The 14291-nt window shown below is 50.6% G+C and carries 9 protein-coding genes; 7 read left to right on the plus strand and 2 right to left on the minus strand.

The features are described 5' to 3' along the window. The 5 genes from DWY89_RS12535 (at nt 1) to DWY89_RS12555 (ending at nt 7112) form a co-directional block, all read left to right on the plus strand. The gene (locus DWY89_RS12535) at nt 1-999 is read left to right on the plus strand and encodes a glycosyltransferase family 2 protein (protein WP_022359149.1); all 999 of its coding nucleotides are present in this window, start codon (nt 1-3) and stop codon (nt 997-999) included. Nucleotides 1000-1158: 159 nt separating this feature from the next. Continuing rightward, on the plus strand, nt 1159-3024 hold the full coding sequence (locus DWY89_RS12540) for an LCP family protein (protein WP_118524723.1): 1866 nt from the start codon (nt 1159-1161) through the stop codon (nt 3022-3024). A gap of 21 nt (nt 3025-3045) precedes the next feature. Beyond that, complete coding sequence (locus DWY89_RS12545) at nt 3046-4467, plus strand: undecaprenyl-phosphate glucose phosphotransferase (protein ID WP_107001458.1); 1422 nt, start codon at nt 3046-3048, stop codon at nt 4465-4467. Between the two features lie 13 nt (nt 4468-4480). Continuing rightward, complete coding sequence (locus tag DWY89_RS12550; RefSeq protein ID WP_118524724.1) at nt 4481-6169, plus strand: LCP family protein; 1689 nt, start codon at nt 4481-4483, stop codon at nt 6167-6169. A 28-nt stretch (nt 6170-6197) separates the two neighbouring features. Continuing rightward, on the plus strand, nt 6198-7112 hold the full coding sequence (locus DWY89_RS12555) for an AEC family transporter (RefSeq protein ID WP_182429762.1): 915 nt from the start codon (nt 6198-6200) through the stop codon (nt 7110-7112). 538 nt (nt 7113-7650) lie between these two features. Here DWY89_RS12555 and DWY89_RS12560 read toward each other — a convergent pair. Continuing rightward, the gene (locus DWY89_RS12560; protein WP_118523818.1) at nt 7651-8859 is read right to left on the minus strand and encodes a class I SAM-dependent rRNA methyltransferase; all 1209 of its coding nucleotides are present in this window, start codon (nt 8857-8859) and stop codon (nt 7651-7653) included. A 290-nt stretch (nt 8860-9149) separates the two neighbouring features. On the opposite strand from DWY89_RS12560, the gene DWY89_RS12565 reads away from it, so the two are divergent. Then, entirely contained in the window at nt 9150-10679 is a 1530-nt protein-coding gene (locus DWY89_RS12565) for a trypsin-like peptidase domain-containing protein (RefSeq protein ID WP_118524725.1), read from the plus strand. A gap of 290 nt (nt 10680-10969) precedes the next feature. Then, the gene (clpX, locus tag DWY89_RS12570) at nt 10970-12457 is read left to right on the plus strand and encodes an ATP-dependent Clp protease ATP-binding subunit ClpX (RefSeq protein WP_118523800.1); all 1488 of its coding nucleotides are present in this window, start codon (nt 10970-10972) and stop codon (nt 12455-12457) included. Nucleotides 12458-12567: 110 nt separating this feature from the next. Here clpX and DWY89_RS12575 read toward each other — a convergent pair whose 3' ends face one another. Next, nucleotides 12568-14259, minus strand: coding sequence for a S8 family peptidase (locus tag DWY89_RS12575; RefSeq protein WP_118523801.1), 1692 nt, complete (start codon nt 14257-14259; stop codon nt 12568-12570). Nucleotides 14260-14291: the final 32 nt, after the last annotated feature.

Genomic DNA, 14291 nt, shown 5'->3' on the forward strand with positions numbered 1-14291 from the left:
ATGGAGATTACAACGACAATTATTATTCCCAATTATAATGGGTTAAAGTTTATGGACGAATGCATCCGTTCACTGAATGCACAGACGTATCCGAATTTCCGGACGCTGGTGGTGGACAACGGTTCGACGGACGGAAGCGTGGAGTGGCTGAAGGAACATCAGATCGATACGATTTTCCTGCCGGAAAACACGGGATTTTCCGGTGCAGTCAACGTCGGAATCAAGGCGGCAGACACACCGTATGTGCTGCTTTTAAATAATGACGTCCGGGTGGACGAGTATTTCGTGGCGGAGATGGTGCGTGCGATCGGTCAGTCGGAGCGCATTTTTTCCGTCAGCAGTCGGATGATCCAGATGTACCATCCGGACAGGCTGGATGATGCAGGCGATATGTATTCCCTGCTTGGCTGGGCGTACCAGCGCGGCGTGGGACGGGATCTTACGCATTACCGCCGTTCAAGCCGGGTATTCTCGGCGTGCGCGGGCGCAGCGATCTACCGGAGAGAGGTATTTGAGGAGATAGGCTATTTCGATGAGATGCATTTTGCCTATCTGGAAGATATTGATGTGGGCTATAGAGCCCGGATTGCGGGTTATGACAATATATACTGCCCGGCGGCGCTGGTATGGCACGTCGGAAGCGGAACCAGCGGTTCCAAGTACAATTCATTCAAGGTTAAGCTGGCGGCACGCAACAATGTGTATCTGAATTATAAAAATATGCCGTGCTTACAGCTTATCATAAATGCGATTCCGATCGCAGCGGGGATTTTCGTGAAATATTCATTTTTCAGGAAACTCGGGTTTGGAAAAGATTATCTGGAAGGTCTGAAAGAAGGCATACGGACGGCAAAGAAGTGTAAAAAAGTGGCGTACCGCCCGGAACGGCTTAAAAATTATCTGGCGATAGAGCTGGAACTTTTAGCTGGGACATTTCTCTATGTCTATGAATTTGCTGTGAGACAGATCGAGAAAAAAGCAGCATCTGATAAATCGTGAGGAAAAGGTTAGAGTTGTTACTGGGCGCGTATGTGTGGACAGTAACTTAGAGTTTGCGCGATGTGTGAACGGTCATGGTTTAGCAGATGCAACACGGAGAAAGGCTGCTTATCAGACAATGTCTGAGCGGCAGCAAGCAAGTGAAAGATGAGGTAGCTTATGAATTATGAGGATGATGAGCTGGAGCGCATGAGGGCGCGCCGCGAGGGCAGAAGCAGCCGTGCCAGTCAGGCAGGGTATTCTTCGCGCGGCAGTTCTGCTTCCGGCACCAGCCGCAGAAGAGTCAGCAGTACAGTCGAAAATAGCCAGAGAAAAGGTGAGGCGGGCAGCGGTTCAGTACGTTCCGGCTACAGCGGTCCTAAGAGCGCTGGAAGTGGAAAAAAGAGTTCGGGACGCCGCGGCAGCCATTACCGTAAATCGGCACGCCACAGAAAGCATATGATCATTGCGGCGGAGATTGTCGTGATTATATTGATGATTCTGGGCGGTGCGTTCTGGTATATGTATCACAGAACCTTCGGTTCTATGCAGAAGATTGATTTTAACGAGGACCAGGTTAAGAACGTCAACCTGTCCCAGGAACAGATCGATGATATGAAGGGCTACATGACCGTGGCGTGCTTCGGTGTCGATTCGCGAAGTGAGCACGGGCAGATGAATGTCGGAAAAGGTACGAACGCGGATGTCAACATGATTGCCAATATCAATCTGGAGACGGGTGAGATCCGCCTTGTATCGGTATTCCGGGACAGTTATCTGAATATCAACGATAAAAACTCTTATAATAAGATCAACGCCGCTTACGCACAGGGCGGTCCGGAGCAGGCAGTTAAGGCGCTGAATAAGAACCTGGGTCTTAACATTACCCAGTATGCGACGTTCAACTGGAAAGCGGTTGCGGATGCCATCAACATTCTGGGCGGTGTAGATGTCGAGCTGAGTGATGCAGAGTTCTCCTGGATCAATGCCTTCATCACGGAGACCGTAAAGGAGACTGGTATCGGTTCTCATCAGCTGACCCATGCGGGCAATGTACATCTGGATGGTATCCAGGCAGTTGCATACGGACGTATCCGTTATTCAGATACGGACTATGCGCGTACCGAGCGTCAGAGAATTATTCTTCAGAAAGCCTTTGATAAGGCAAAAAATGCAGACTGGGCGACACTCAACTGTCTGATTCAGACGATCATGCCGCAGCTTGCAACCAATGTTGATATTACGGATTTGATTCCGCTGGCACGCAATATCGCGAAGTTCCATATTGGTGAGACCGCGGGATTCCCGGCAGCCAGAGGTGAGCAGGATGTTGGAAAGATCGGTGACTGCGTTATCCCGCAGACACTGGAGTACAACGTAAAAGAGCTTCATAAGTTCCTGTTTGATGAGGAAGATTATCAGGTTCCGTCTAATGTTAAGGAGTACAGCAGCCATATCGCGCAGGTAACGGGGCTTACGACGAATGCGAAGCTGATTGGTCATGTTCCGGTCGATCAGGGTGTCAGCGCCCAGACGTTTATCAAGAAACGGGCGAGCCGGATTGCCGCGCAGGCAGCGGCGAAGGATGCCGCTAAGAAGTCATCGACGAGTGCTTCGGACGAGTCGGATGACGAGAGCGGGGATGAGACCAAGAAGGGCGAGAGCGAGAGCTCGATCGGATTGGACGAGATCTTTGATCCGGATGAAGACTGGATTGACTGGGAGGAAGAAGAGTCGAAGAGCAACAGCAGTAAGGGACCAGGAACAACGACGACTCCCGGCAAGAAAAATCATACGGATAAGACAACCGAGGCGGATGATTCTTTATCCGGACCAGGCAGCACATCGGAGACGAAGTCTTCCATTGCAAAACCGGGATCTACAACCACAACGGCGGCAGAGACATCGGCATCCAGTGAAAAGACTTCTCCGGGTGCGTCGGATAATTCCGGTGTGAAAAGTCCGGTCACAGAGATTCAGGAACCGGGGGATTCCGGAAACAGCGATGCAGCAGGCCCCGGCGGTCCGGCAGGTCCGGGAGCTTAATCTGAATTCAGGTGATATACTATGATAAAAGATAACCAGAAACGGCTGAACCATTTCCACGTAGTGCTGGACGCATGTGTCATTGCATGCGCCTACGCACTTGCGTGGTTTATCGTCAATGGAACGTCGTGGTTTAATGTAACAGGGCATAATAAGAGCGCAATGGCAGTCGTCTATCTGGCGGCTGGCGTTCTTATTGTACCGTTTTATTTGATTTTATACGCATTTTTTCATCTTTACACGCCCAAACGGGTTCAGGGAAGACGGGTGGAGTTAGCCAATATTTTTAAGGCGAACATCATCGGTCTTTTGGTGATCTCACTGATGCTTTACCTGGGCGGTAAAAATGAGTATTTCCACAACTTCTCCCGTCCGATGGTATTTTTGTTTTTTGGCATCAATCTCTTTGCTGAGATTCTGATGCGGAATATCCTGCGGATAGCGCTTCGGTCGATGCGGTCGAAGGGATATAACCAGAAGCATCTGCTTCTGGTCGGTTACAGCCGGGCAGCGGAAGGATTTATTGACCGTGTGAATGTCAACCCGGAGTGGGGCTATAAAATCCGCGGTATTCTGGATGACCATGAGGAGTGGGGCAAAGAATATAAGGGAGTGCGCGTGATCGGCAAAATTGACGATCTGGATACGATTCTGGCGCTCAATACGCTGGATGAGATCGCGATCACCCTGAGCATCCAGGAGTATGGAAAACTGGAAAAAATCGTGGCAGGCTGTGAAAAATCGGGTGTGCATACGAAATTTATCCCGGATTATTATAACTTTATCCCGACCCGTCCGTTTATGGAGGATCTGCAGGGACTTCCGGTGATCCACATCCGCCATGTGCCGCTCACGAATCTGCTCAACGCAACGATGAAGCGGACGATGGATCTGGTCGGCGGCATGATGGCGCTCATCCTGTTTTCACCGGTGATGCTGGTGACGGCGATTCTTATAAAGGCGACTTCGCCGGGACCGGTCATTTTCTGTCAGGAGCGGGTGGGACTTCACAATAAGCCGTTTAAGATGTATAAGTTCCGCTCGATGGCGGTACAGTCGGCGGCAAAGGAGAAAAGCCAGTGGACGACGCCGGGAGACCCGCGTGTGACTCCGATTGGAAGATTTATCCGTAAGACGAGCATAGACGAGCTTCCGCAGCTGTTTAATGTTCTGAAGGGCGATATGAGCCTGGTTGGACCGCGCCCGGAACGCCCGTTTTTCGTTGAAAAATTCAAGGAAGAGATTCCGCGTTATATGATCAAACACCAGGTGCGTCCGGGAATGACCGGATGGGCACAGGTCAATGGTTATCGGGGCGATACCTCGATCACGAAGCGGATTGAGCATGATCTGTATTACATCGAGAACTGGACGCTGGGATTTGATTTTAAAATCATGTTTTTGACGGTTTTTAAGGGCTTTATAAATAAAAACGCGTATTGATGAGGAAAACCACATGGGATATGAAGAAGAAAGAGATAGGTCAGGACACCGCCGGAGCCGACGGGCAAAACCGTCGGAGATGGAAGACGATGGTCTGACACTGATCACGGATTCATTTACGGAACGCCGGGAGGACGGATCCCACCGGAGCGGAGATAGAAGCCGAAGTGGTCAGAAAGCGACAAAGAGGGGACAGACGCAGCCTGGCAGCAGCCGGGAGAGCCGGAATCAGGAGAAAACCCGGACCATGAACCGGTCGGATATTTACGCCGACCCGGTTAAATTGAAAGCGCGCCGGAAAAAGAAGCGGAAGATATGGTTTATTCTTCTGGAGATTGCAGTGCTGATCGGGATTCTCTGCTTTGCGGGATATTCGTATATCAGCAGCCGTCTGGATCTGATGCAGCGGCTTCCGTGGAACCCGGATGAGATCAAAAACGTCGAGATTTCGGAGGAGAAGCAGGAGCAGATGAGCGGTTACTGGACGATCGCGGTTTTCGGTGTGGATAGCCGTAACTCATCGGTCGGAAAGGGCAACAACTCGGATGTCAATATTCTCTGCAACATCGATCAGGGAACCGGTGAGATACGTCTGGTTTCGGTGTACCGGGATTCATATTTAAATATCAGCGACAAGAATACCTACAACAAAATCAACGCCGCTTATATGCAGGGCGGACCGGAGCAGGTTGTCAAGGCGCTCAATAGGAACCTGGATATCGATATTGACGATTATGCGACCTTTAACTGGAAAGCCGTTGCAGATGCGATCAACATTCTGGGCGGCATTGACGTGGAGATCACGAAATCAGAGTTTTATTATATCAATGCGTTCATTTCTGAGACGGTCAAGGCGACCGGCGTCGCTTCGACCCAGCTTAAATCAGCGGGCATGAACCATCTGGACGGTGTGCAGGCGGTTGCATATGGGCGTCTCCGTCTGATGGATACGGACTATGCCCGTACCGAACGGCAGAGAAAGGTTATTTCCCTCGCGTTTGAGAAGATGAAAAAAGCAGATTGGGCGACGATCAACAATATTGTGCAGACGGTATTTCCACAGGTGGCGACCAGCATCGAGATCAATGATCTGTTGAAGATAGGACGAAATATTACGCGTTACCATCTGACCGAGACGACCGGTTTTCCGTCGGAGCTGAGGGAAAAGAAGATGGGACGCAAGGGTGCCTGCGTCATCCCGCAGACGCTGGAGAGCAATGTCATCGAGCTGCATCATTTCCTGTTTGGCGATGAGGAATACACGCCGACTGAGACGGTCCGGACGATCAGTCAGAAAATTGTATCAGATACAGGCGTTCATGGCACGAAACAGGCAGAAACGAAGGCATTGCCGAAGACGACCGAGGCGACGACAATTTCCATTCTGGATCCGACGCAGGAGAGCGGCGCGGACGAAAGCCAGGAAGCCGGGAGCGGCAGCGACGAGTCGGAGAAAGAGACCGGTAATGCTTCGGAAACACAGGAGAATGACGCTTCTGAGCAGGAAAGCCGTACGGACGGTACGCATGCATCAAAGGAAAATGCGCGGGAGAGCGAGTCTGGCGGTTCTTCGCCGGCATTTCCGGGCGGAAATTCTGGCACCGACACGGAGAATGGCAGAGAAAAACCTTCCGGCAGCGGTTCCCCGAATGGAAGCAGTGCACCGGGAAGTAAGACGGATGCGGGAATCATCATTGAGTGATGAGAGAGTGTGAAACGGAGGAAATGCTTTGAATTTAGATGGTTTGTACCGGATGCAGGGAATGTTATTTTCCCTGATGATTCTGGGTGCATTCTTAAAGAAGAAGGGAATTATCACGGATGAGGGAAAAAGGGTCATTGCGGATCTGGTCATCTTTGTGACACTTCCCTGCAGTATCATCGAGTCATTTGAAGTAGAACTGAGCATGGATATCTTAAAGAGCAGCGCACAGGCGCTGCTCGTCTCGTGTATGGTTCAGGTGGCTTGTTATATCTTAAATATGGTACTGTACCCGGGTGTGGGAGAGGAAAAGAAGAAGGTCCTCAAATACGCGACGATGGCGTCCAATGCCGGGATTCTGGGAAATCCGGTGGCGGAGGGCATCTTCGGCTCGATGGGGCTTTTCTACGCCTCTTTTTACCTGATTCCGCAGAGAACTGCGATGTGGTCTCTGGGAATGACGTATTTTACGAAGGCGCCGGATCGGAAGACGCTGATTAAAAAGATATGCACGCATCCGTGTATTGTCTCCGTATTCATCGGCTTTGTGCTGATGCTTTTACAGATGCAGATTCCGGGATTCCTGGGAGATACGGTACATAGCTTAAACAAGGCAAACACGGCAGTCTCCATGATTTTTGTCGGAACCGTTCTGGCGGAGGCAGATATGAAGACGATGATCACGCCACTCAGCTGCTACTATGCCGCCGTGCGCCTGATCCTGATCCCGGCGCTTGTGTGGGCCGGCTGTCTGCTGTTCCATATCGACACACTGGTAATGGGGATTTCAGTGGTGCTGGCAGCGATGCCGGCAGCAAGCACGACGGCGATTCTTGCCGCGAAATATGGCGGGGATGAAGTCTTTGCGACGAAGTGCGTGGTATTTACGACGCTGCTTTCGATGGTGTCGGCACCGGTTTGGTGTATGGTGCTGCAGCGGTAATCCCTTATGAGTTCGTATTTCTATAAAGGGGGTTTCGCTTGCATTGGATGAAAAGATATGTTATATTAGGGATAGAAAAAAGGAAAAGCCAGAGGAGCGGCTTACCTGAATAAATTAAACAACTGTTTTATTAACAGCCGTCATTATTGCAGTAATGGCGGCTATTTTCGTTTTCCCTTGAAAATTGTATAACACAATCCAACAAGGGCGCAAATGAATATTCCAATCTGAATCAAATCAGAGTATGTAACATACATTGGCAATGCCCTCCTTTCTTTCGTCTGGAGGGTTAGATTTGTGCCTCGTTCCAGTCTTTGATAAACAAGCTTTGCTGAAATCTAGCAACCCTCCGATAACAGAGGGTAAGCCGCCTGGCTCTCTGGTTTTTCCCATGTACGAAGTATATCATATTTTATCAGAACAGACAATGATAAAACGAAACAAATCCCCTCAGATTGCTCTGAGAGGATTTGCAGATTCATGATTTATAATAGCAGTTCATATTGCTTGGTTATAGTCTTACAAACATTCTGTAATTTTACTTTTCATCCACAACCTGGAAAATGTAGAACTTCAGATAATAGGACGTCTCGTCCCCCGCCCACAGAATCGGATGGTCGGCTGCCTGGGTGCGGTATTCGATCTGGCGCAGGCGGCGGTGGGCGCTGCGGGCTGCCTCCTGAATCGCCTTTGTGAAGAGCTCCGGCGTCATGAAATGGGAGCAGGAGCAGGTGGCGAAGTAGCCGCCGTCCTTTACCAGACGCAGACCGCGAATATTGATCTCGCGGTAGCCCTTGATGGCATTTTTGACCGAGCTGCGGGATTTTGTGAAGGCAGGCGGGTCGAGGATCACGACGTCAAATTGCTCACCTTTTGCCTCTAATTCCGGAAGCAGGTCAAAGACATCCGCGCACTGAAAGGTGGTAGTGCCGGAAACACCGTTTAACTCAGCATTTTCACGCGCCTGTGTGACGGCAAGTTCGGACGCATCCACGCCGATGACCTCTTTGGCACCGGAGACGGCTGCATTTAAGGCAAAGGAGCCGGTGTGGGTAAAACAGTCCAGAACGCGTTTGCCCGGGCAGAGCCGCTGGATTGCCAGACGGTTGTATTTCTGGTCGAGGAAAAAGCCAGTTTTCTGCCCGTCCTTGACATCTACCAGATAGCGGACACCATTTTCAACGATCTCTACTTTTGTATCAAATGGTTCCCCGATAAAGCCCTTATAGCGCTCCATGCCCTCCTGTAAGCGGACCTTAGCGTCGCTGCGCTCGTAAATACCGCGGATATGAATGCCGTCTTCCTCAAGCACCTTGACGAGTTTTTCCAGAATCAGCGGTTTCAGACGGTCGATACCGAGCGCCAGGGATTCAACGACCAGCACATCGGAAAATTTGTCGATCACGATGCCCGGAAGGAAATCTGCTTCGCCGAAAATCAGGCGGCAGCTGCTGGTATCAACTGTCTGACGGCGGTATTCCCAGGCATTGCGGACGCGCATTTCGATAAAAGCATCGTCGATGACAGTATCCTTTTTGCGGGAAAGCATCCGCACGGTAAGCTTGGAGCGGGTGTTGATAAAACCACATCCGAGCGGATAACCGTCAAAATCTTCGACACGAAGGATATCGCCATTTTCAAATTCGCCCTCAATTCGTTCAATTTCATTATCATAGATCCACATACCGCCGGCTTTCAGGGAACGAGCCTCGCCTTTGCGGATATGGACAACTGCCTGTGTATTCATCATGGATGTAACAGTCCTTTCATATAAAATGTAAAATTCGTTTCTTTCATTAAGTATACAAGAGGAGAGAAGGACTGACAAGTGAAAACCGAGAGATGTTTTTAAGCTTCACAGATTTATGATTTTATTTTCACAATTACATCACAAATAACTGATAGACTATCTCATGTAAACAGAGAGAGGGCAGAAAGCCTGAGACAGAATATAAGAGTATGAACAATCCGCTGCGGGAAGGTTCGCAAAATGGACAGTACGCGGCTGTGATTCCTGAGAACAGGAGGTATGAATATATGTATGACGAGAATGAAAGAAATGAGAGACACGATCAGGATGTAGATTATACGGAGGGCGCTTATTCGGACAGCGCTTATGAGGAAAAGAATAACGATACTGCTAAAAAAGAAGAAACTTCCGATTATGGCGGTTATCATGATTCCCGTTACCGGGGCAGTCTCGATGGAGAACCGGAGGCAGCAGCCGGAGCAGATCCGAAAGAGAATGCAGAGAAGCAGCCGGAACGCAGCTATATTCCGGAAGAACGGAGTGGCCGGGGACATGGCTCTAAGAATACTGGTAAGAAAATTGCGGCACTTGTGATGTCGGGCATTCTGTTTGGCTGTGTGGCAGGCGGAACCATGGTTGGCGTGAATGCACTTTCAAACCGGCTTCTTCCGGGTGAGGCTACACAGGAAACGATCGGTCAGGTTTCCCAGGAGACACAGGCAGATGCGGGCACTAAAACGCAGGCCTCCATTGGCAACGATGTTTCTTCGATTGTAGAGAAAGCGATGCCGTCCGTTGTAGCGATCAACAACAAGATGATTTATACACAGGACAACTGGCTGTTTGGTCAGCAGCAGTACGAGGTGCCGAGCAGCGGTTCCGGTATCATTGCCGGACAGAATGACACGGAACTTCTGATTATTACCAATAACCATGTCGTTGAAGATTCCGAGGAACTTTCGGTTACCTTTATTGATAACCAGAGCGTTAAGGCAGCGGTCAAAGGTACTGATTCCGATTCGGATCTGGCAGTCATTGCCGTACAGCTTTCGGATATACCGGAAGAAACGAGAAAACAGATTAAGGCAGCCGATCTGGGCGATTCTGATTCCCTGAAGCTGGGACAGGGTGTTGTGGCAATCGGTAACGCACTGGGACAGGGGCAGTCGGTTACCGTCGGTTATGTCAGCGCTTTAAATAAAAAGCTAACCATCAACGACGTAGAGCGGACACTTCTGCAGGTCGATGCGGCGATCAACCCAGGCAACAGCGGCGGCGCACTTTTAAATATGAACGGTGAAGTTATCGGCATCAATGCGGCGAAGTATTCGGACACCAGTGTTGAGGGCATCGGCTATGCGATCCCGATTTCACAGGCAAAGGATATTATCAGCGACCTGATGACGAAGACGACGAAGGTAGCTGTCGATGAGAATGAGCAGGGCTATCTGGGAATCCAGCCTCAGAATATCGACAGCCAGATGGCGCAGGCGTATGGCATGCCGGAAGGTATCTATGTATACAAGATTGTTGCGGGCGGCGCGGCATCCAGGTCGGATCTGCGGGAGCGCGATATTATCACCAAGTTTGACGGTGAGAAGGTAAAGAATGGTGATGATCTCAAGAAACTGCTGACTTACTATAAGGCAGGTTCCACCGTTACCATGACGGTACAGAGTCTGGAAAATGGCAAATATGTCGAGAGAAACGTACAGATTACACTGGGCTCCAAGAGCGATATGCCGCAGAGCCAGGATAGCCAGAACGAGAGCCGGAGTGAATCACAGGCAAGTCCGCAGAGAAAACTGGGAAGATAGAAAATACCCCATCAGCGAAGTGGGCTGGAATGGATATTTGCCCGTAACGGTGAAGATACGGAACTGTTGCGAGGCGGAAATGAATAAAATCAGGAAGATATAGAAAAGAAGGCAGGTGAACCGCCGGTAGATCCTCTTGTAATCAGAGAGGGCGGTGATTCATCTGTCTTTTTGTTTCATAGGAAATTTTTTATTTTTAAAACGAAATGACGGCTGCTGTTATGATTTACGTTTTTCACAAGCTATGATAAAATGAAAAGGTGCTTTTAGATTGGAGGAAATATAAAAATATGAGTGATAACCAGAATATAGATACGACAACCAATATAAACGAAACAGATACAAATAAAACCAGTACAGATCATTCGGATGATTACGAGAAAATCTGCTACGTCTGCCGCCGCCCGGAGAGCAAGGCGGGAGAGATGATCACGATGCCGGGCGGGATGAATTTCTGCCATGAGTGTATGCAGAAAGCATTTGACTCGATTTCCAAGTCGGGCATGGACTTTTCCAAGCTTCAAAATATGCCGTTTATGAACATGAATCTCAATGATTTTGCGGGCATGCAGGTGCCAAATACAGAGATTCCAGAGAAAAATAAGATCAAGAAAAAGAGCAAGGCAAAAGACGCGGAGAAATTTCTGACGATGAAGGATGTTCCGGCACCGCACCAGATCAAGGCGCAGCTGGATGCATATGTGATCGGGCAGGAGCGGGCAAAAAGGGCAGTTTCAGTGGCAGTCTACAACCATTATAAGCGCGTGATTCTCCGGCAGCAGGACGAGCTTCGGGCAAATGAAAATACGGAAGAAAAGGCGGAAAACGCGGCGGCACAGGGAATGCAGATGCAGGGCGGCGAGCCGGAGATTGAGAAATCCAACATCCTGATGCTGGGACCGACCGGAAGCGGAAAAACGTACCTGGTCAAGACGCTGGCGAAGCTTTTGGATGTGCCGCTGGCGATCGCGGATGCGACGGCGCTCACGGAAGCTGGATATATCGGAGATGATATAGAAAGCGTAGTCTCCAAGCTTCTGGCAGCGGCTGGAAATGATGTGGAGAAAGCTGAGCAAGGCATCATTTTCATCGATGAGATCGATAAAATTGCGAAAAAGAAAAATACGATGAGCCGCGATGTCAGCGGTGAGTCGGTACAGCAGGAGCTTTTAAAACTTCTGGAAGGCAGCCAGGTAGAGGTGCCGGTCGGCTCAAACCAGAAGAATGCGCTCACGCCGATGGCGACTGTGGATACGAACAACATCCTGTTTATCTGTGGCGGCGCGTTTCCGGGATTGGATGATATCATCAAGGAGCGCCTGAAAAAGCGTTCCACGATGGGCTTCAACTCCCATTTGAAGGATGAATTTGACAATGATCCGGATATTTTGAGCCAGGTGACAACGGAAGATCTGCGGAATTTTGGCATGATTCCAGAGTTTCTCGGACGTCTGCCGGTGCTTGTGAGCCTGCAGGGGCTGACAAAGGAATTGCTGATGCGGATTCTGAAAGAACCGAAAAATGCGATCCTCAAGCAGTATGAGCGCCTGCTGGCGCTGGATGAGGTCAAACTGGTGTTTGAGGACGATGCACTGGAGTGGATCGCCGAGCGGGCGCTGGAAAAAGATACGGGTGCCCGTGCGCTGCGTGCCATTTTAGAGGATTTTATGATGGATATCATGTATGAGATCCCGAAAGATCCGAATATCGGATCCGTTGTGATCACGCGCCCGTATCTGGAGAAGAATGGCGGTCCGCGGATAGAGATGCGGGGATAATAGCTTTTCAGGAACATGATCGGTGAACGGTGTCATGGATGTGGTGAAAGTTAGCGATGTAAGGATCCGGAAAAGCAATTTGTGTGTGAAGAGAAAACAGCAGAAGTTAATTAACTTCTCATGGATAAAAAAGAGTTATATAGATTTAACGTCCCATACCCCCACTCCCGGCTGGGATATTCGATGGAATTTCGGCGGTCAGCCCCGCGGATCAGAAACGCCTTGGCAATCGAGGTGTTGATCCGCGGGGCTGATGGCGTATAGGCAGACCAGGAGAGCAGGATCGCGGCGGCTCCGGCGGTCATGGCGGCGGCAAATGAGGTTCCGGTTACCTCCTGATAATCGGGAAGCGGGAGCCGGACGCCGGGGGCGGCAAGGTCGGGCTTGATAGTTCCGGTGCGGGTAAAACCGCGGCTGGAATGCAGATAGATCCCGCCCGTCTGGTGGCTGTAGGCGGCGGTGGTGATGATGGCTGCTGTATTGCCCGGATCGGTGATGGTTGTGTCCGGATCCGGGCGCAGAAAGAAGGTTTCATCCGAGATAAAGCCGTGCACCGGCAGCCACATATGGTATTCACCCTGAATCGAGAGCGTGTGGTAGACGCGAATTTTCCAGATTCCGGCGGCGGGGGCATCAAAGCGCATCAGGATCAGTTCGCTTCCGGTCGCCAGCTCGGAGCTGGTATAGTTGAGGTGAATGGTCGTTCCTTCCAGAAGAAAGGGAATCCGGCGTTCTTCGTCGCCGGAGAGCCGGATGCGTCCCGTTTCGTCGCCCGAGGGGGATAAAAATCCGACACTGTAAAGCTCCGATTCACGCGCCCACAGTTCCAGCGTAAATCCCCGTTCGCCGGGACCGACCCGCAGTTCCACATCCTCATAGGAGGTGGAAGCAGGAAATACACTGCGAAAATGGTGCCCGCGCCCGGTTTCATTGCCTCCGGCGGCGACCAGAATCTGCCCGCTGGCGCGCGACAGGCTGTTCAGATATAGACCAAGCGGCGAAGTGCCGCTGTGGCTTCCGGTATTGGTGCCAAGACCCAGCAGGATCACAAGGGGCTTTTTCTCCTGCCTGGCAATATAAAGAAGAAACTTGATTCCGAGCATGATGTCGTCCTCCTGAAAGGCGATGGCATCCTCGCGGATCAGAAAAAAATCGCGAAGATAGGTTCTGGCTGGTTTCAAGCGGACAACGACCAGTTCCGATTCCGGCGCCGCCCCGGAGAAAAAAGCATCGGCATCTTCGGAACCGGCGGCGACCAGCGCCATCTGCGTGCCGTGGCGGAGAGGATCCGAGGTGGGGACGATGGAATGCGGATCTTCCGAGCGCAGCGCCTCGTTGATGTGGGAACGCTGGTAGACACTTCCGTAGTGCAGCGCATCGATCGGATCCGGCGTGCTAAGCCCCGCGCCCGGAACCGTCTGATCCCAGATGGCGGCGATGCGCGTGCTTCCATCCGGATCGCGTAACAAGGAATTTGTATAATCGATCCCCGTATCCACAATCCCAATCAGCGTCCCGCGCCCCTTGTTTCCCAGGAATGGCTGTTCTGCCGTCCGGGAAATTCCTGCGCTGTCCAGGCTGGATGTATCTAATATGGTATAAAGATTCGGGATCGAGTCATAGCCATACTGCTGGACTGAGAGCGGCAGCGCCTCCGCTAGAGACCGGTGCCAGATCACATACTCATGATTGACAAAATCATAGCAGCCGGAATCATTTTCCAAAATCTGGTTATAGGTAAAAGGAAAAAAACGTTCGATAAAATCGGCGGTTTGGTTGTCTGGAAGAGAAGAACAATTCATAGCGTTTTCCATAGAGATTTTTTAGAATTTAA

The sequence above is a fragment of the Clostridium sp. AF27-5AA genome, assembly GCF_003478415.1.
Taxonomy (GTDB): Bacteria; Bacillota; Clostridia; order Lachnospirales; family Lachnospiraceae; genus Otoolea; species Otoolea fessa.

Coding starts and splice junctions, on each gene's coding strand:
- clpX (WP_118523800.1), top strand. CDS start 10,970: ATGAGTGATAACCAGAATATAGATACGACAACCAATATAAACGAAACA.
- DWY89_RS12565 (WP_118524725.1), top strand. CDS start 9,150: ATGTATGACGAGAATGAAAGAAATGAGAGACACGATCAGGATGTAGAT.
- DWY89_RS12535 (WP_022359149.1), top strand. CDS start 1: ATGGAGATTACAACGACAATTATTATTCCCAATTATAATGGGTTAAAG.
- DWY89_RS12575 (WP_118523801.1), bottom strand. CDS start 14,259: ATGAATTGTTCTTCTCTTCCAGACAACCAAACCGCCGATTTTATCGAA.
- DWY89_RS12545 (WP_107001458.1), top strand. CDS start 3,046: ATGATAAAAGATAACCAGAAACGGCTGAACCATTTCCACGTAGTGCTG.
- DWY89_RS12560 (WP_118523818.1), bottom strand. CDS start 8,859: ATGAATACACAGGCAGTTGTCCATATCCGCAAAGGCGAGGCTCGTTCC.
- DWY89_RS12550 (WP_118524724.1), top strand. CDS start 4,481: ATGGGATATGAAGAAGAAAGAGATAGGTCAGGACACCGCCGGAGCCGA.
- DWY89_RS12540 (WP_118524723.1), top strand. CDS start 1,159: ATGAATTATGAGGATGATGAGCTGGAGCGCATGAGGGCGCGCCGCGAG.